Here is a 15,433-nt window from a genome sequence, read left to right as displayed (position 1 = left end):
ATTGGGCCTTCACTCTTAGGAAACTTTCTTTTATATTTGCGCCACCCCCCAGCAGTGAGGAGCACCACATGCGAAGAGCGCTGACCTTCCTCGCGACGGCGACGGTCGTCATCGGTGCCACCGTGTTCGTCGCCTCGCCCGCCCAGGCGCACGGATACATCGTGTCGCCGGCGAGCCGGCAGGCGATGTGCGCGCAGGGCCGCGTCCCCAACTGCGGCGACATCGTGTACGAACCCCAGAGCGTGGAAGGGCCGAAGGGGCTGCGAAGCTGCAGCGGCGGCAACGCCCGGTTCGCCCAGCTCGACGACGAGAGCCGGTCGTGGCCCGCGACCAGCGTCGGCAACACCGTCACCTTCACCTGGACGCTGACCGCCCGCCACTCGACGAGCACGTGGGAGTACTACATCGGAGGCACGCGGATCGCCGTCTTCGACGACCACGGCGCGCAGCCGCCGGCCATGGTCACCCACAGTGTGAATCTGGGCGGCCGTACGGGCCGGCAGAAGGTGCTCGCCGTCTGGAACGTGGCCGACACGACGAACGCCTTCTACGCCTGCGTCGACCTCCAGGTCGGTTCGGGTGGGACGCCCAGCCCGAGCCCGTCCCCGACGCCGCAGCGCACCCCCTCGCCGAGCCCTTCGCCCAGTCCTTCTCCCAGCGCCTCTCCCACGCGCAGTCCCTCGCCGACCCCGACCGTCCCGGGTGGCACCTGGGCAGCCGGTACGGCGTACAAGGTGGGAGACCGGGTCACCTACGCAGGCCTGACCTACCGATGCATCCAGGCGCACACCGCGCTCACCGGCTGGGAGCCGCCGAACGTCCCGGCGCTCTGGCAGAGGGTCTAAGTCCCGTCCCGGCCGGCTCGTACGCGGTCCGTGTTCCCCCGGGCACGGGCCGTGTACGGTCAGGGACGCGATTCAGGCGACGTGGACGTGGACCTCGGCGCCCTGTGTGAAGGCGCGGGAGTACGGGCACTCGCGGTGGGCCTCGTCCACCAGCCGCCGGGCCGTCTCGGGCTCGACCCCCGGCAGGCGTACGGTCACGTCCGTACTGATCGTGTAGTCGTCGGCGATGCCCCTCTTGCGCAGCGTGACGGAGGCGTCGACGGTGGCGTCGGCGGTCCGGGTGCCCTGGCGTCCGGCGACCAGGGTCAGCGAGTTGTGGAAGCACGACGCGTACGCCGCCGCGAGCAGTTGTTCGGGGTTGGTCTCCCCGCCCGGCCCGCCCAGCTCCGGGGGCGCCTTGATGCGCACGTCGAGCAGGCCGTCGTCGGAGGCCACCTTTCCCAGGACGGACGAGGCGCGGGCCGTGTAGAGGCCGTCGTACGACCCGTCACCGCCGCGATCGCCGCGCCGCTCCTGCCCCGGCCCGCCTTCCCGGGCCGGGCCTGGCTGCGCCGCCTCGCCGGGCTGTTCGCCAGCCCGGTCCTTGGGTCGGGCTCCGGGCCGGGCTTCGTCCGGGCGCATGAGCCCGGTGAGCTCCGCCTCCACCCCGGGGCCCGAATAGTCGGGCCCCGGTGCCCGGTCGCCCGGCAGGTGAGTGAACCGCCGTATTTCCTCGCTCATCGCGTTTCCCCCGTCATGGATCGGCGGGTGGCGTACCCCTCTGACCTGCCTGATATCGGAATCCAGGGGCAAAGATTCACCTGTGCTACCGTCCCCGCAGGATCTGGGCGACGAGGAGTGGATCGGTATGAGCGGTGTTCGGTGGGGCATCCTCGGCACGGCGGGCATCGCCGCCCGGGCGTTCCTTCCGGGTCTGCGCGAGGCGGGCGGCGGCACGGCCGCCGTCGTGGCGGGCCGCGACCTCGCGCGGGCCGAGGCGTTCGCCGGTGAGAACGGCGTCGGCCGTGCGGTGCGCGGGTACGAGGCCGTGATCGAGGACCCGGACATCGACGCGGTCTACGTCCCGCTCCCGAACGCCCTGCACGCGCCGTGGACGATCGCCGCCCTGGAGGCCGGCAAGGCGGTGCTGTGCGAGAAGCCGCTCTGCCTCACGGCCACGGAGGCCGAAAGCGTGATCGACGTGGCCCGCCGGTCGGCCCGCCCGCTCTGGGAGGCGTTCGTCTTCCCGTTCCACCCGCAGACGGCCCGGCTGCGCGAGCTCCTCGAACAGGGCGCCATCGGCGACCTGCGGGAGATCTGGTCGTCCTTCCACTTCCAGCTCGAGGGCGCGGAGAACATCAGGCTCGACGCGGCCCTCGGCGGCGGCGCCCTCTACGACGTGGGCTGCTACTCCGTACGGTTCGCGCAGTTGCTGTTCGGCCGCGAGGCCGTGGCCGGTCACGCCGTCACGGTCAAGGGCGAGGCCGGGGTGGACGTCGAGACCGCCGGAGTGCTCGAGTTCGATCCCGGCCGCCTGCTGCTGAGCTGCAGCTTCGACCTGCCGTTCACGACGTACGCCCGGCTGGTCGGCACCGGCGGGGAGATCCGCCTGACCAATCCCTTCCACCCGAAGCCGCACGACGTGATGGAGGTCTGGCGCGAGGAGCGGCCGGTCCAGCGGCACGAGCCGGGGGAGGGCTCGACATTCTCCTTCGGCATCCGCCACATCCACGAGGTGCTGCGCGGCGAGGCCGAGCCCCGGCACACCGCCGTCGACGACTCCCTCGGCACCGCCCGGGCCCTCGACCTGCTCCGCTGACCGCACCCTCCCCCCCGGCCCCGGCCCCGGCCGTCAGCCTCCCCCTCCGGGCGAGGTCGGCCAGTGGGCGGCGAAGCGCTCGTAGGTGCCGCGTCCCAGCAGTTGACGCGCTCCCCGGCCTGACGGCCGGGGATTCAGCCCGTGCCGCGCGTTCACGCGGCACCTCTGAGGCTTCCTGCTTCCTCGCGCTGTGCCAGGCCAGGGCCTGGTCTTACCTGCGCTCCACAGGCGTTTGGTCTCTCCGCCCGTCCGGCGGCGAGGATGTTGATCGCGGCGTTGACGTCCCGGTCGTGGACCGCCCCGCAGGGGCAGGTCCACCACCGGACGGCAAGCGGCATCGACTCGGCCAGTGCCCCGCATCCTGAGCAGAGCTTGGAGGAGGGGAACCACCGGTCGATCCGGTGGAAAATCCGGCCGTACAGGCGGGCTTTGTATTCCAGCATGCCGGCGAAGGCCGACCAGCCCGCGTCATGCACGCTCTTGGCCACCCTGGTGCGCGCCAGCCCCTTGACCGCCAGGTCTTCCACGTAGATCGCTTGGTTGTCGCGGACTATCCGAGTGGAGAGCTGGTGGTGGAACTCGCGGCGCGCGTCGGCGACCTTCGCGTGCTGACGGGCAACCTTCTGCCGGGCCTTGGCCCGGTTGTTCGATCCCTCGGCTTTGCGCGACAGCGCCCGCTGGAGCCGCTTGAGCTTCTTCTCGGCTCGGCGCAGGAAACGCGGGGAGTCGATCTTCCGGCCGTTCGACAGGACCGCGAAGGCCGACAGCCCCAGGTCTATCCCCGTCTCGGGCTCGACCGATGGCAGGGGCCGCTCGGCGACCTCGATCACAAAGGATGCGAAGTATCGGCCGGCCCTGTCCTTGACCACCGTCACCGAAGATGGTCCGGCGGGCAGGTCCCGCGACCAGCGAACCGGCACATCGCCGATCTTCGGTAACCGTAGTTTCCCGCCCGTGGTGATGGAGAACCGGGCGTTCTTGGTGAAGCGGATCGCCTGCCGGTTGTCCTTGCGGGACCGGAACCGGGGCGGGGCGAGTTTCGGCCCCTGCCGCTTTCCCGTGACCGAGGCGAAGAAGTTCCGGTAGGCGGTGTTCAGATCCGCCAGCGCCTGCTGTAACACCACGGCGGACACCTCGCCCAGCCAGTCGCGATCGGGGGTGTTCTTCGCCTGCGTGATAACCCGCTTGGACAACTCCCCATCCGAGATGTACGGCTGTCCGTTCTCGCGTGCGTCGTGTCGTGCGCGCAGCCCGTCGTTGAACACCACCCGCGCGCACCCGAACGCGCGGGCCAGCGCGTGACGCTGGCCCGGCGTCGGATAGAGGCGGAAGTTGTACCGGAGCCGCACACCATGATTTTACCGAGGGTGCGTGGTTGATTACAGGGAGACCTCAGAACTGGCAGGCTCTCCGCGTTCTCGTCCTGCACGCTCACTTGGTTTCGTGACCAAGGTCCGGCATCGGGTGTTCACCGGGGCACACCTGGAGCGCATGGAGCAGATCATGCGGGACGTCTGCGCGGACTTTGGATGCGAACTGGCCGAGTTCACCGGCGAGGCCAACCACGTGCACCTGCTGGTGAACTTCCCGCCCAAGGTCGCCCTGTCCTGCCTCGTCAACTCGGCGAAAGGGGTGTCCTCCCGGCGGATGCGGACCGAGTTCCCCGAACCGGCCCGCCACTATTACCGGGCGAACAAGCTGTGGTCGGGCTCCTACTTCGCCGGGAGCGTGGGCGGCGCACCGATCCGCGTCCTGCGCCAGTACATCGAGCAGCAAGACCGCCCCGTCTGAGCCCGCTGGACGCATGAGCTGGTTGGCGGCGGATCGGCTTGCCCTGCCCCGCTACGCGGGCAAGTCCGCTTCACCCCCGGCCTGAACTGAAGCCCGGAGCACTGCGGACGAATCCGGTAGCCGCCCGCGCCGCGCACATTCTCGATCACCCAGGTCATGGACAACTCGTCGAAGTAGCGGGTATGCCAGCCACCGTGCCGGAAGCCACCGGTCACGTCCTCGTCGGCATAGCTGGGAGATTGCACCACCCCGTCCAGCGTCATCCACTCATTCGCGATCACTTTGCGCATTCCGGCCTCCTACCGGTCGTCTGTCCGCCGCTCCGTTCCGCGTTGCCTCACGGAAGGGCGCCGTCACCCGCTGGGACGGAGTCAGGCGCCCGCTTTCGACATCACCCGAGTACCGGCCGGAGCCCGTTGCCGTGAGCGGAGCGCCGTGGATGCGGGCCACTCCGTGGTATGCATGGGCGATGGCGACCCCCCGGCCGTTCGACGCGGTGCTGTGCGACTTCGACGGCGTCATCCGTTTCCATGACCAGACGGAACTGGCCGAGCTGGAGCGCGCGGCCGGTCTCGCCGAGGGCACCACGACGAAGGTCGTCTTCGCGCCCGAGGTCGGCCTGCCGGCCCTGCTGGGGCAGATCACCGTCGAGCAGTGGAAGGACGCGGCCGAGGCCGCCCTGGCCCGGCAGGTGCCGCCGGAGCGGGCCCGCGCCCTGGTCACGGCGTTCATGAAGACACCGACACGAGTGGACGAGGACGTGCTCGGCCTGCTGCGCCGGGCCCAGGCGCACCTGCCCGTCGTGCTCGTGACCAACGCGACGCTGGACCTGGAGGACGACCTCGCGTGGCTGGGCCTGGCCCACTTCGCCGACGAGGTGGTCAGCAGCGCCCGCGTGGGAGTGACCAAGCCCGGCCACCGCATCTACGAGATCGCCGCCGAGCGGGCGGGGGTTCCGGCGCACCGATGTCTTTTCGTGGACGACCGCATGGAGAACGTCGAGGCGGCCCGGGCGCTCGGTATGACCGCCGTCCTGTTCACCGGCGTGCCTGACCTCGAAGCCGCTCTCACCCCCCTGCTCGGCTGACCCTCAGCCGAACTGATCCTCATCGGCCAAGACTCTCGTCTCGGCCAACCGGTCGATTCGACCCGAGGCCCGCTACGCGCTTGTCCTGCTTGTCTGTTCAGCCGTACCAGGCGACGTGGATGATCTCCACGAGGCGCCGATACTCGATGATCAGGCAAGTGACCATGCCAGAACCGCCGTCCCCGAACGTCTGCGTCCGCATCGGGGCGTCGGGACGCTCTCTCACGAAGGGGTTGCCGCTCCACGGTGCGACTTGGAGGAACACGGTCACCTCGTGGAACGCCGCGAGCGCCTCCACCGGAAGGGCGGTGATCTGCTCGTCTGCCTGCTTGCTCTTGCCGACCGTGTACATCTAGGGCGTGTATCGGAAGTAGAGCTTGAGCTGGGATGATCTTGTCCCGTGGCACGTGGAGATCTGACGGATACGCAGTGGGCCCGGCTGGAGCCGTTGTTGCCGATGGGCGCGAAGCCGGGCCGGCCGCCGATCTGGGCCAGGCGGAGGCTGATCGACGGCATACGGTGGCGGACGCGGACCGGGACACCGTGGCGGGATGTGTCGGAGCGGTACGGGCCCTGGGGTCGGGTGTACGACCTGTTCCGACGCTGGCAGCGGGACGGCACCTGGCAGCGGATCTTCGCCGGGCTGCAGGCCCAGGCGGACGCGAAGCAGCTGATCACCTGGGACATCAACGTCGACTCCACCGTCTGCCGGGCCCACCAGCACGCCGCCGGAGCACGGAAAAGGGGGACCTGCAGGTCGAACCGCCCGGTGGCGTCGCCACCGAGCCGGACGACCACGGGCTCGGACGCTCGCGTGGCGGCCTGACCACCAAGTTGCACCTGGCCGTCGAGCAGGGCCAGAAACCCATGTCGATCGTGATCACGGCCGGGCAGCGTGGCGATTCCCCGCAGTTTGAACCCGTACTGAAGAAGATCCGCGTGCGTCGCCTGGGGCTGGGCAGAGCGCGCACCACGCCGAACCGAGTACGCGCCGACAAGGCGTACGCCTCCCGCAAGAACCGCTCCTACCTGCGCAGACGCGGCATCCAGTGCACCATCCCGGACAAGGCCGACCAGGCCCGCAACCGAAGGAAACTTGGCTCCCGCGGTGGCCGTCCACCGAAGTTCGACCCGGAGGACTACAAGGCTCGGAACGCAGTCGAGTGCGGCATCAATCGCCTCAAGAGACACCGCGCCGTGGCCACGAGGTACGACAAACTCGCGGTCAGATACGAGGCAACCGTCCTGGTAGCGGCCATCAACGAGTGGCTGTGACCAGTACATTCGACGCCATGCCCTCTCCGAGGCGGCGAGCAGCTGATAAACAGCTCGCCCAAGCCTGAGCGCTACGGCATCTGACGGGGGACACCTGTCACGCCGACGATGTCAGGAAGACGTCAGGCAGAAGGGGTGGCCAGCCGGATCCAGCAATACTCGCCAGCGTCCGTCGCCGGGCTGATGGTCCGGTTTGGCCGCGCCGAGTTCCAGCGCCAGCTCTTCCATCGCATCGAGGTCGTCAGCGCGGAAATCCAGGTGGAACTGTTGTGGCACGTCCTGACCCGGCCACTGCGGAGCCCGGTATCCGTCAACCCGCTGGAATCCCAGATCACAGCCGGAGCCGTTCGTCAGAGCGACGAACTCGCTCGTACTGAAGAGCTCGCGCATCCCGGTCAGCGCACCGTAGAAGCCCGCCAGCGTCTGCGGGTCGGCACAGTCCAGAGTCACCCCTCGCAGTACAGCGCCTGGCACCATTCGCTCCTTCGTGTCCGCGCGTCTGTCTCCGTGAGCCGCCGCTGCACGTGATCACCGGCCTACAGCCACACCGTACTCGCCACATCCACCGCTGAGGTAGCGGTTTATCCCTGCCTCAGAGCAACGGGCGGCTGCGAGCGGCGCTTTCGATACACACCCTGGAGGTCGAGATCCACGCCGAGCTGGGACGCTCGTTCGGCTAGGACCTCCCGCAAGGGTCTGCCCGGGACGTATTCACCGCTTTCGATCTGTTCTTGGACGCGGGCGCCGTGTTCAAGGACCGCTTCGTACTCCCCGGCGGCCTTCATCCTGGCCATGTGCCACCAATGCGCGAGCAGGGCGTTGACGGGTGCGAGGTTGTGCTTTCCCCCTCACGACCACGGTAGCCCTGGGCGACACCTCGAACCGAGCTTAGCCGTCAGGGCCGACAAGCCTGGCGGAGCGTCGGGAGGATGCTGCCGGAAGATGTGACGGGATAGATCTGAAGCGTGGCGGCACCGGAGAAGGTGGCCTGCCCGTCAGCCGAGCCTGCCCGTCAGCCGAGCCTGTCCGCGAGGGCGAGTTGGGTGAGGTAGCGCTTGACGATGTGTCCGCCGTACCGGCTGTCGATGAGTGCCGCGATGCAGTCGAGCAGCCCCGTACGGGCCTCGGCGGGCAGGGCGCGGTGGCCGGAGTAGGTGCTGAGCAGGTCGAGATACTCCCGCGTCGTGTAGGCGTGGTCCCACTCGTAGCGGTGGAACCGCACCGGGGCGAAGCGGCCGGAGGCGTCGATCTCGTCGCTGTCGTACGGGATGTCGCTCGCGGGTGTCAACCGCAGGCCGGGCGGCGTGGCGGGGTCCCAGCGCTCGTAGCAGCGCTGCACCTCGGCGAAGAACGCCTCGGTGCCACCGGCGACGTGCTCGGTCGAGACGACGGCCAGCCGGCCGCCCGGCCGCAACGCGTCGGCCGACCTGCCCACGCGTGTGGCCGGGTCGAGCCAGTGGAAGCTGGTGGCGGCGAAGACGACGTCGAACGGCTCCGGGGGCAGCGGCCACTCCTCGAAGGCCGCGTTGACCACCTCCACACCGGCGTACGGGGCGAGCTTGCGGCGGGCGAGCGCCGCCATGTCGGCCCCGAGTTCGACCGCTGTGACCGCGCAACCGCGTCCGGCGAGGGTGACCGTGGCCTGACCGGTGCCGCAGCCGATCTCCAGCACCCGGCTGCCCCGGGGGATGTGCTCGAACATCGCGGCCGGGTAGCCGGGCCGCATCCGGTCGTACAGCGCGGCGTCCTCGGTGAAGGTACGGCGCAACATCAGCCGGTCGTCGTCGTTCACGCCCGGCCACCGGAACAACGGGTTCCCCGGTCGAAGAGCGCCAGCCTCGTCATACCTCGTCACGTTAGCCGCAGCGCTTCCGGCGCTCACGTGATTATGCGCAGGAGGGTGTGGCTCGCGGCTCAGTCGCGTACGACACCGGCGATGACGGTGTCCACCATCCTGTGCACGGCGTCGGCCTGGGGCGGACCGCCGTCGCGGTCGGCGAACAGCAGGTGTGAGGCGCCGAGCAGGGTGGGAGCGAGCGTGTCGACGTCGGCGTCCGCCGCGATCCGGCCCAGGTCGCGCTCGGCGGCGAGGTAGACGGCGAGCATGGCCGCGGCCTCCGTGAGGAGCGGAAGGCCCTGGCCGGGCCTGGCCTGACGTAGCCGGGCGCGCAGGCCGTCGCGGGAGATGATCAGACTGACGATCGCGACGGCGACCGACCCGAACAGGTCCGTCAGCACGTCGGTGAGGTTGCCGGCGACGGTGCCGGTCCCGGCGGACGCGCGCAGAGCGGCGGCCTGCCGGTCGATCCTGGCGATGCCGTCGAGCACCAGCTCGGCGAGGAAGGCGTCGAAGTCGGCGAAGTGCCGGTGCAGGACGCCCTTGGCGCAGCCCGCCTCGGTGGTGACCGCCCGGCTGGTCAGCGCGCTCGGTCCGTCCCTGAGCAGGACGCGCTCGGCCGCCTCGAACAACTGCGTGCGTACGTCGCGGAGGGCCACTCCCGTCGGCACCGTTCGTCCCTCCTCTCCGCCACGACCGACTTTACCGGTGCCACCCTCTGAAGAGCGTGGTTGACGAGTGGGCATGTGCCCACTATAAGTGGGCACATGCCCACTTTCGAAGGCGCACCACACGAGGCCAGGCAGATGGCGGAGTCGTTCGGGGAGGACGCCGAGCGGTACGACCGCACCCGGCCCGCCTATCCCGACGCCATGGTGGAACGGATCGTCGCGGCATGTCCCGGGCCCGAGGTCCTCGACGTCGGCTGCGGCACCGGCATCGAGGCGCGGCAGTTCCGGTCGGCGGGCTGCCGGGTGCTCGGCGTCGAACCCGATCCGCGGATGGCCGCCTTCGCGCGCGGCAGTGGAATCGAGGTCGAGGTGGCGACGTTCGAGGCCTGGCACCCCGCCGGCCGTACGTTCGACGCGGTCGTCGCCGGGACGGCCTGGCACTGGGTCGACCCGGTCGCCGGAGCGGTCAAGGCCGCGGAGGTGCTGCGCCCCGGTGGCCGTCTGGCGGCGTTCTGGCACGTGTTCGAGCCACCGACCGCTCTGGCGGGGGCCCTCGCCGAGGTCTACCGGCGGGTGATACCCGGCTTTCCCCCGCAGGAGAGCGGCCCGCCGAAGACGGCCCTCGACGGATATCGGCCACTGCTGGCCAGGGCCGCCGACGGCATCAGGGAGGCGGGCGCGTTCGGCGAGCCCGAGGAGTGGCGGTTCGACTGGCAGCGGTTCTACACCCGAGACGAGTGGCTGGACCAGTTGCCCACGTCCGGGATCCTGACCCGGCTCCCGCCGGACACGCTGTCGGAGATGCTCGCCGAGGTCGGGGCCGCGATCGACGCGATCGGCGGCGGCTTCACCATGGCCTACGCGACGGTCGTGGTCACCGCCGCGCGCCTTTGACCCGTACGGCCTGGCCGGCGCGGGCGTGGACGGGATCATCACCAACAGGCCCGACGTCGTCCGCGAGAGCGGCGGGCAGGCTCGGTGAGCCGGGACCGCGTCAGGCGATCAGAACGCGTAGCGGACGGTGCAGTACGGCAGCCTGTCGGCGATCAGATCCGTGAGCGCGGTGACGTAGCGGCCCTTGTGGCCGGTCTTGTAGCGGACGTTCCATCCGCCGGTCTGCGAGCGCTTGGGCTGCTGGAGGTCGGGGCGCCACAGCACCTCCTCGGCCTTGGGATGCCAGCCGAGGTTGACCTCGTGCAGCCGGTCGTTGTGCGTCAGGAAGATGACCTCGGCGGCGAGCTGCGCGCGCGCCGCCGGGCCCAGCGCGTCGTCGAGCTGCCCGAGCAGCTCCGCCCAGTCCTCCAGCCAGCCGTCCCGTACGACGACGGGGCTGAAGTTGACGTGCACCTCGTAACCCGCCTCGACGAAGTCGTCGATGGCCGCGATGCGGTCGGCGACGGGCGAGGTGCGGATGTCGAGCAGCTTGGCGTCCGCGGCCGGCATCAGGCTGAACCGGACGCGCGTACGGCCGCGCGGGTCCCAGCCGAGCAGCTCGCGGTTGACGTACTTGGTCGCGAAGCTCGCCTTGGCGTTCGGCAGGTCGCGAAACAGGCCGACGAGGTCGCGCACGTTCCCGGAGACGGTCGCGTCCACCGAGCAGTCGGAGTTCTCGCCGATGTCGTACACCCAGGCGTGCGGGTCGACCTGGTTGGGCTCGGGCTTGACGCCCTGCCGTCCCGCGTGCCGGGCGAGATACCCCGTGATCTTGTCGATGTTCGCGAACACCGTGATCGGGTTGCTGTAGCCCTTGCGGCGCGGCACGTAGCAGTACGCGCAGGCCATCGCGCAGCCGTTGGCGGTGGAGGGCGCGATGAAGTCGCTCGACCGGCCGTTCGGCCGCGCGGTGAGCGACTTCTTGACGCCGAGGACCAGCGCCTCGGTCTTGATCCTCACCCAGCGGGCGACGTTCGCCTCGTCTCCGTACAGCTCGGGGATCCGGTGGTGCGACTCGATCTCGACGCGCTCGGCGTCGGGGAACCGCTGGAGGATCTCCTTGCCGCGCGGCAGTTCGGCCGCCGCGGGCTCGACGTAAAGGCGGCGGATGTCCAGGAGCCGGTGGCCTTCGTTCACCTGGGTGTAACGCCCGGGCGGCGGCGTGACTTCCCAGGTCAAGGGGCATGCGCGGGCTGGTCGAGCGGGCACGCGTACGCCGTCCTCGCGGCCAGCGTCCAGGTGCGGACGGCGGTTCCGCAGCGGCGGCAGCGCTCACGTTTGTAGACCCAGCGCTCGTCCGGCGCGTCCGGGTCGCTGACCACCTGCCCGGCGTCGCGGCCGAGGGCGAGATAGCGCACGGCGGTGTCCCACAGCCGCCCGGCCGCCTCCGCGCCGATGCCGGCGGCGCGGGGATCGAGGCCGGCGAGGAAGAGCAGTTCCGCCCGCCAGGCGTTGCCGATCCCGGCCCACACCCGCTGGTCGAGCACGGCCGCGCCGACCGGGGAGCGGGCCGCGAGCAGGCGCCGTACGGCGTCCTCCCGGCGGGCGTCCGCGCGCAGCGGGTCGGGGCCGGTCGCCGCCCTGAGCGCCCGGAGCTCCTCCTCGCCCAGCGGCTCGCACCGCATGGGGGCGATCAGGTCGAACGCCACGTCGCCGGTGGCCAGGCGCAGCCGGGTGCCCCTGCGCGGCTCGGCCGAGGGGTCGTCGTACCGCAGGAAGAGGCCCCGCATGCCGAGGTGGACGTGGATGGGCGGGGCGCCCTCCAGTCGGTAGAGCAGGTGCTTGCCGAGGGCCTCCACGCGCTCGACGACCCTGGCGTCGTACGGGCCCGCGTCGAACCTGCCCTGGGGACTGGTGGCCCTGACCACGCGCCCGGCGAGCGCGTCGTGCTGCTCGCGTGCGTGGCGATGGACCAGATGCCCTTCCGGCATGCCCTGGCCCTACCCGCCCCGCCTCCGAAGTCACACCCGGCCGGCGCACCGGCGAGTGGCGGGGGACCGGCCCGAGTAGGATGCCACGGTTCGCAAAGACGTAGATCCACCTGGGAAAGGGCGGCACGTGGCGCAGAAGGTGATACTGGTTGACGACCTCGACCACTCCGAGGGCGACGACGTGGCGAGACGGGAGTTCCCGCTGCTGAACCGGACCTTCGCCATCGACCTGTGCGACGAGAACCACAAGCGCCTGAACGAGGCGCTCGCCTTCGTCGAGGAAGTCCTGGAGAACGCCCGCGAGGTGAAGCAGGCGTCGCGCGCGAAGAAGGCCGCGGACGCCTCGCCGCGCCTGCGCGGCCACACGCTCACCGACGTCCGCGAGTGGGCCCGCGAGCAGGGGCTGGAGGTGCCCGCGCGCGGAAAGGTGCCCGACGAGATCCTCGAACGGTTCGTCGCGGCCCACCCCGACGCCGCTCCGGAGGAGGCCTCCGAGGAGGCGTCCGCAGGCGACACAGAATCGGACATTTCGGGATGAATAACTCATAAGTGGACTTGTGACGCTCTAATGCTCACAATGAGGCATCAAACACGGTAAATCGCCGTTTATCGGTCATTCGGCCTGGAAACCATGCAAGCGCGGGGTGATGGCGGCACAACGGTCACTAAACGACATAGCACTCTAAGAGTGCATGTCGTGCAAATCAGGCAGTTGATCCTTTAGGGGGGACGAATGTCCAAGCTCAAGAAGGTCATCGCCGGATTCGCATTCTCCACCGCGCTCGCCGGTGGCGCTCTCGCGCTGAGCGCCACGGCCGCGGGCGCGGCGACCGCTCCAACCGAATACGGATACTCGAGCCCGGCTGAAGAAGTCCTGTTCAACAACACCTTCGCGAACAGCTTCGACAACTGGCGCACCACCGCCCTCAACCCGTGCGGCACCACCGGGTACGGAGACGGCTACTCCGCCGTCGGTATCAACAACACCGCCGACAACAGTTTCAACAACTGGGGCACCACCTCCTCCTATGGGTACGGGGAGACGTGCGGCAGTGTCGTTCCCTCGTGGAACGACTCCTGGTGGGACACCTGTCTCTGGGCCAACGCCGTCTGGGGTTACGACTGCTACGACGACTACGGCTGTTACAACTAAACACCGGTGGAAGGCGCCCCTCCACGCCCGTCAGGCGTGTGGAGGGGCGCCGGCCGCCGAGGAGAACTATCGTGACCGTCATGGATAACCCCCCCGAGCGTCGTGACTCGCGGACGTCGCACCTGCGTGCCTCGGACAGCAACAGGGAGCAGGTCGCCGCCCTGCTCGGCGAGGCCCTGAGCAACGGCCAGCTGAGTCATGACGAGTACTCCGAACGCCTGGACACCCTCTACCAGGCGAAGACCGTGGGTGAGCTCGACGTGCTCACCCACGACCTGCAGGTCGACCGGCACCGTCCGGCCGCGACCCCGGTGTCCTACCACCCGGACGCGACCTCCGAGCCCGAGAGCGTCGTCGCCGTCTTCGGCGGCGCCGTGCGCAAGGGCCGTTGGAGGGTACGGCGGCGGACCAGGGCGCTCGCCGTCTTCGGCGGGGTGCAGTTCGACCTGACCTCCGCCGAGTTCGAGGCGAAGGAGGTCGAGATAACGGTCAACGCGATCTTCGGCGGCGCCGAGATCATCGTGCCCGAGGGGGTCGAGCTGCGCTGTCACGGGACGGGCATATTCGGCGGCTTCGACGTGAACAACGGCCCGGACATCGATCCCTCGGCGCCCGTGGTCGTGGTGCGGGGCCTGGCGTTGTTCGGCGGGGTGAGCGGCAGGACCAAGCGCAGGCGCGACCGCTGAGCCGCGCCCCCCGATGCGCTCACCGGCGGCCGAGCTCGCCCTTGACGACCTTGCCGAGCCGGTTCTTGGGCAGCTCCGGCACGAAGTTCACCTGCCGGGGCCGCTTGTGGACGGACAACTCGGTGGCGACGAAGTTCACGAGCTCGTCGGCCGCGACCGCGTCCGCCACGACGTAGGCGTGGATCTGCTCCCCGAGATCGTCGTCGGGGGCGCCCACGACGGCGGCCTCGCGCACCGCCGGATGCGCCAGGAGAGCGTCCTCCACCTCGGCGGCGCTCACCTTGAAGCCGCCGGTCTTGATGAAGTCGGTCGACGCCCTGCCCATGATCCGGTGGGCGCCACCGGGTCCGACGATCGCCAGGTCGCCGGTGCGGAACCAGCCGTCCGCGGTCATCGAGGCCGCCGTGGCCTCCGGCGCGTTGGTGTATTCGGTGAACAGGCTCGGCCCCCGCACCTCGAGCTCGCCCAGGGCGGAGCCGTCGTGGGGCAGGAGGGCGCCGTCCTCCGCCACCAGCCGGGTCTCCACGCCCGGCAGGGCGGTCCCGACCCAGCCGGGTGTCTGGTCCTCTCCGGCCCGGCCGCTGAGCGTGACCAGCGTCTCGGTCATGCCGTACCGGTTGAGCAGGGCGTGCCCGGTGAGGGCCCGCACGTCGTCGAAGAGCGCCGGCCGGAGCGGAGCGCTGCCGGAGACCAGCAGCCTGGCGCCGCGCAGCGCCCGCGCCGACTCCGGGTCGTCGCGGACCCGCGACCACACGGTGGGGACGCCGAAGTAGACGGTCCCCGGCGCCGCGGCGTACGCGCGGGGGGACGGCCGTCCCGTGTGTACGAGTGCCGAGCCGGTGTGGAAGGCGCCGAGCACGCCAAGGATCAGGCCGTGGACGTGGAACAGCGGCAGCCCGTGGACCAGGGTGTCCTCCTCCGTCCACGCCCACGCCTCCGCGAGCGCGCCGAGGTTGGCCGTGATCGCGCCGTGGGAGATCCGCACGCCCTTCGGGCGGCCCGTCGTGCCGCTGGTGTAGAGCACCAGGGCGGTCGAGCCGGGCTCCGGGCTGAGGAAGGACGTCTCCGCGCCCGCGACGTCGTCCACCGGGACGACGGGGATGCCGGAGACGCCCGGGTCCTCCAGCGCGCCCTTCGCCGCCAGCATGAGCGCGGGAGCCGAGTCCAGGAGGATGTGGTCGCGCTCCATCGGCCCGGCGTCGGGGGGCACCGGCACGACCGGGACGTTCGCGAGCAGTCCCGCGACCACCGCGATCACGGTGTCCATGGTCGGGGTGGCGTGGACGGCGACCGAGGGGGCGCCCGCGATCCCGCCGGCCACGGCGCTCGCGGCGCGCAGCAGTTCCTCCGGCGCCAGCGCGTCGTCTCCGAGCCGTACGGCGGCGGCGCCGTCTCTTCCGGCCGCCTGTCGAAGTCCTTCCAGCAT

18 protein-coding genes and 1 pseudogene are annotated in these 15,433 nt (G+C 70.2%); 9 read left to right on the top strand and 10 right to left on the bottom strand.

Translation table 11 applies throughout. The annotated features are described in order from the left end of the window. The first annotated feature begins 68 nt into the window (after window positions 1–68). Window positions 69–845, top strand: coding sequence for a lytic polysaccharide monooxygenase (locus tag Mam01_RS25510; protein WP_204287739.1), 777 nt, complete (start codon window positions 69–71; stop codon window positions 843–845). Between the two features lie 72 nt (window positions 846–917). On the opposite strand, the gene Mam01_RS25505 is transcribed toward Mam01_RS25510, so the two are convergent. Then, entirely contained in the window at window positions 918–1,565 is a 648-nt protein-coding gene (locus tag Mam01_RS25505; RefSeq protein WP_204287738.1) for an Ohr family peroxiredoxin, read from the bottom strand. A gap of 127 nt (window positions 1,566–1,692) precedes the next feature. On the opposite strand from Mam01_RS25505, the gene Mam01_RS25500 reads away from it, so the two are divergent. Then, window positions 1,693–2,643: a Gfo/Idh/MocA family protein gene (locus Mam01_RS25500; protein WP_204287737.1), complete on the top strand. Its 951-nt coding sequence runs from the start codon at window positions 1,693–1,695 to the stop codon at window positions 2,641–2,643. A 152-nt stretch (window positions 2,644–2,795) separates the two neighbouring features. Here Mam01_RS25500 and Mam01_RS25495 read toward each other — a convergent pair whose 3' ends face one another. Further along, window positions 2,796–3,992 carry an RNA-guided endonuclease InsQ/TnpB family protein gene (locus Mam01_RS25495; protein ID WP_204287736.1) on the bottom strand — a complete coding sequence of 399 codons (1,197 nt, stop codon included), beginning with the start codon at window positions 3,990–3,992 and terminating at the stop codon, window positions 2,796–2,798. Window positions 3,993–4,041: 49 nt separating this feature from the next. Here Mam01_RS25495 and tnpA point away from each other — a divergent pair, with 49 nt between their 5' ends. Then, the gene (gene tnpA / locus Mam01_RS25490; protein WP_204287775.1) at window positions 4,042–4,434 is read left to right on the top strand and encodes an IS200/IS605 family transposase; all 393 of its coding nucleotides are present in this window, start codon (window positions 4,042–4,044) and stop codon (window positions 4,432–4,434) included. Between the two features lie 469 nt (window positions 4,435–4,903). Next, a complete protein-coding gene (locus Mam01_RS25485) occupies window positions 4,904–5,521 on the top strand; it encodes an HAD family hydrolase (RefSeq protein ID WP_204287735.1) in 618 nt (205 codons plus the stop codon). Window positions 5,522–5,618: 97 nt separating this feature from the next. Here the strand turns inward: Mam01_RS25485 and Mam01_RS25480 are convergent, their stop codons facing one another. Beyond that, window positions 5,619–5,873: a hypothetical protein gene (locus Mam01_RS25480; RefSeq protein ID WP_204287734.1), complete on the bottom strand. Its 255-nt coding sequence runs from the start codon at window positions 5,871–5,873 to the stop codon at window positions 5,619–5,621. Between the two features lie 48 nt (window positions 5,874–5,921). On the opposite strand from Mam01_RS25480, the gene Mam01_RS25475 reads away from it, so the two are divergent. Further along, a protein-coding gene (locus Mam01_RS25475) for an IS5 family transposase (RefSeq protein ID WP_373868724.1) occupies window positions 5,922–6,796 on the top strand; the annotation gives its coding sequence in 2 pieces (ribosomal slippage) (window positions 5,922–6,312 and window positions 6,312–6,796; 876 coding nt in all). A gap of 111 nt (window positions 6,797–6,907) precedes the next feature. On the opposite strand, the gene Mam01_RS25470 is transcribed toward Mam01_RS25475, so the two are convergent. The 4 genes and pseudogenes from Mam01_RS25470 to Mam01_RS25460 all read right to left on the bottom strand — a co-directional run bounded on the left by Mam01_RS25470 (window position 6,908) and on the right by Mam01_RS25460 (window position 9,304). Beyond that, window positions 6,908–7,246, bottom strand: coding sequence for a VOC family protein (locus Mam01_RS25470; protein ID WP_239101603.1), 339 nt, complete (start codon window positions 7,244–7,246; stop codon window positions 6,908–6,910). A gap of 131 nt (window positions 7,247–7,377) precedes the next feature. Beyond that, a pseudogene (locus Mam01_RS37740) lies at window positions 7,378–7,623 on the bottom strand (hypothetical protein); the annotation flags it as partial. A gap of 185 nt (window positions 7,624–7,808) precedes the next feature. Further along, a complete protein-coding gene (locus Mam01_RS25465) occupies window positions 7,809–8,588 on the bottom strand; it encodes a class I SAM-dependent methyltransferase (protein ID WP_204287732.1) in 780 nt (259 codons plus the stop codon). A 122-nt stretch (window positions 8,589–8,710) separates the two neighbouring features. Continuing rightward, window positions 8,711–9,304 carry a TetR/AcrR family transcriptional regulator gene (locus Mam01_RS25460; protein WP_204287731.1) on the bottom strand — a complete coding sequence of 198 codons (594 nt, stop codon included), beginning with the start codon at window positions 9,302–9,304 and terminating at the stop codon, window positions 8,711–8,713. Window positions 9,305–9,400: 96 nt separating this feature from the next. Here Mam01_RS25460 and Mam01_RS25455 point away from each other — a divergent pair, with 96 nt between their 5' ends. Continuing rightward, complete coding sequence (locus tag Mam01_RS25455) at window positions 9,401–10,198, top strand: class I SAM-dependent methyltransferase (protein ID WP_239101602.1); 798 nt, start codon at window positions 9,401–9,403, stop codon at window positions 10,196–10,198. A 108-nt stretch (window positions 10,199–10,306) separates the two neighbouring features. Here the strand turns inward: Mam01_RS25455 and Mam01_RS25450 are convergent, their stop codons facing one another. Both Mam01_RS25450 and Mam01_RS25445 read right to left on the bottom strand, forming a co-directional pair. Then, window positions 10,307–11,416 carry a spore photoproduct lyase family protein gene (locus Mam01_RS25450; RefSeq protein ID WP_204287730.1) on the bottom strand — a complete coding sequence of 370 codons (1,110 nt, stop codon included), beginning with the start codon at window positions 11,414–11,416 and terminating at the stop codon, window positions 10,307–10,309. Beyond that, window positions 11,413–12,168, bottom strand: a complete 756-nt coding sequence (locus Mam01_RS25445) for a DNA-formamidopyrimidine glycosylase family protein (RefSeq protein WP_204287729.1) — start codon at window positions 12,166–12,168, stop codon at window positions 11,413–11,415. The genes Mam01_RS25450 and Mam01_RS25445 overlap by 4 nt, the downstream gene beginning before the upstream one ends. 139 nt (window positions 12,169–12,307) lie before the next feature. Here Mam01_RS25445 and Mam01_RS25440 point away from each other — a divergent pair, with 139 nt between their 5' ends. From Mam01_RS25440 to Mam01_RS25430, 3 genes are all read left to right on the top strand, one after another. Continuing rightward, entirely contained in the window at window positions 12,308–12,706 is a 399-nt protein-coding gene (locus Mam01_RS25440; RefSeq protein ID WP_239101601.1) for a histone-like nucleoid-structuring protein Lsr2, read from the top strand. A gap of 195 nt (window positions 12,707–12,901) precedes the next feature. Continuing rightward, window positions 12,902–13,321: a hypothetical protein gene (locus tag Mam01_RS25435; protein WP_204287727.1), complete on the top strand. Its 420-nt coding sequence runs from the start codon at window positions 12,902–12,904 to the stop codon at window positions 13,319–13,321. 80 nt (window positions 13,322–13,401) lie between these two features. Next, window positions 13,402–14,007, top strand: coding sequence for a DUF1707 SHOCT-like domain-containing protein (locus Mam01_RS25430; RefSeq protein WP_204287773.1), 606 nt, complete (start codon window positions 13,402–13,404; stop codon window positions 14,005–14,007). A gap of 19 nt (window positions 14,008–14,026) precedes the next feature. Here the strand turns inward: Mam01_RS25430 and Mam01_RS25425 are convergent, their stop codons facing one another. Continuing rightward, window positions 14,027–15,433, bottom strand: coding sequence for an AMP-binding protein (locus Mam01_RS25425; protein WP_204287726.1), 1,407 nt, complete (start codon window positions 15,431–15,433; stop codon window positions 14,027–14,029).

The organism is Microbispora amethystogenes, from assembly GCF_016863015.1.
Classification (GTDB): Bacteria; Actinomycetota; Actinomycetes; order Streptosporangiales; family Streptosporangiaceae; genus Microbispora; species Microbispora amethystogenes.
The sequence above is the reverse complement of the archived record's forward strand: the minus strand, read 5'-3'. Positions and strand labels throughout refer to the sequence as shown.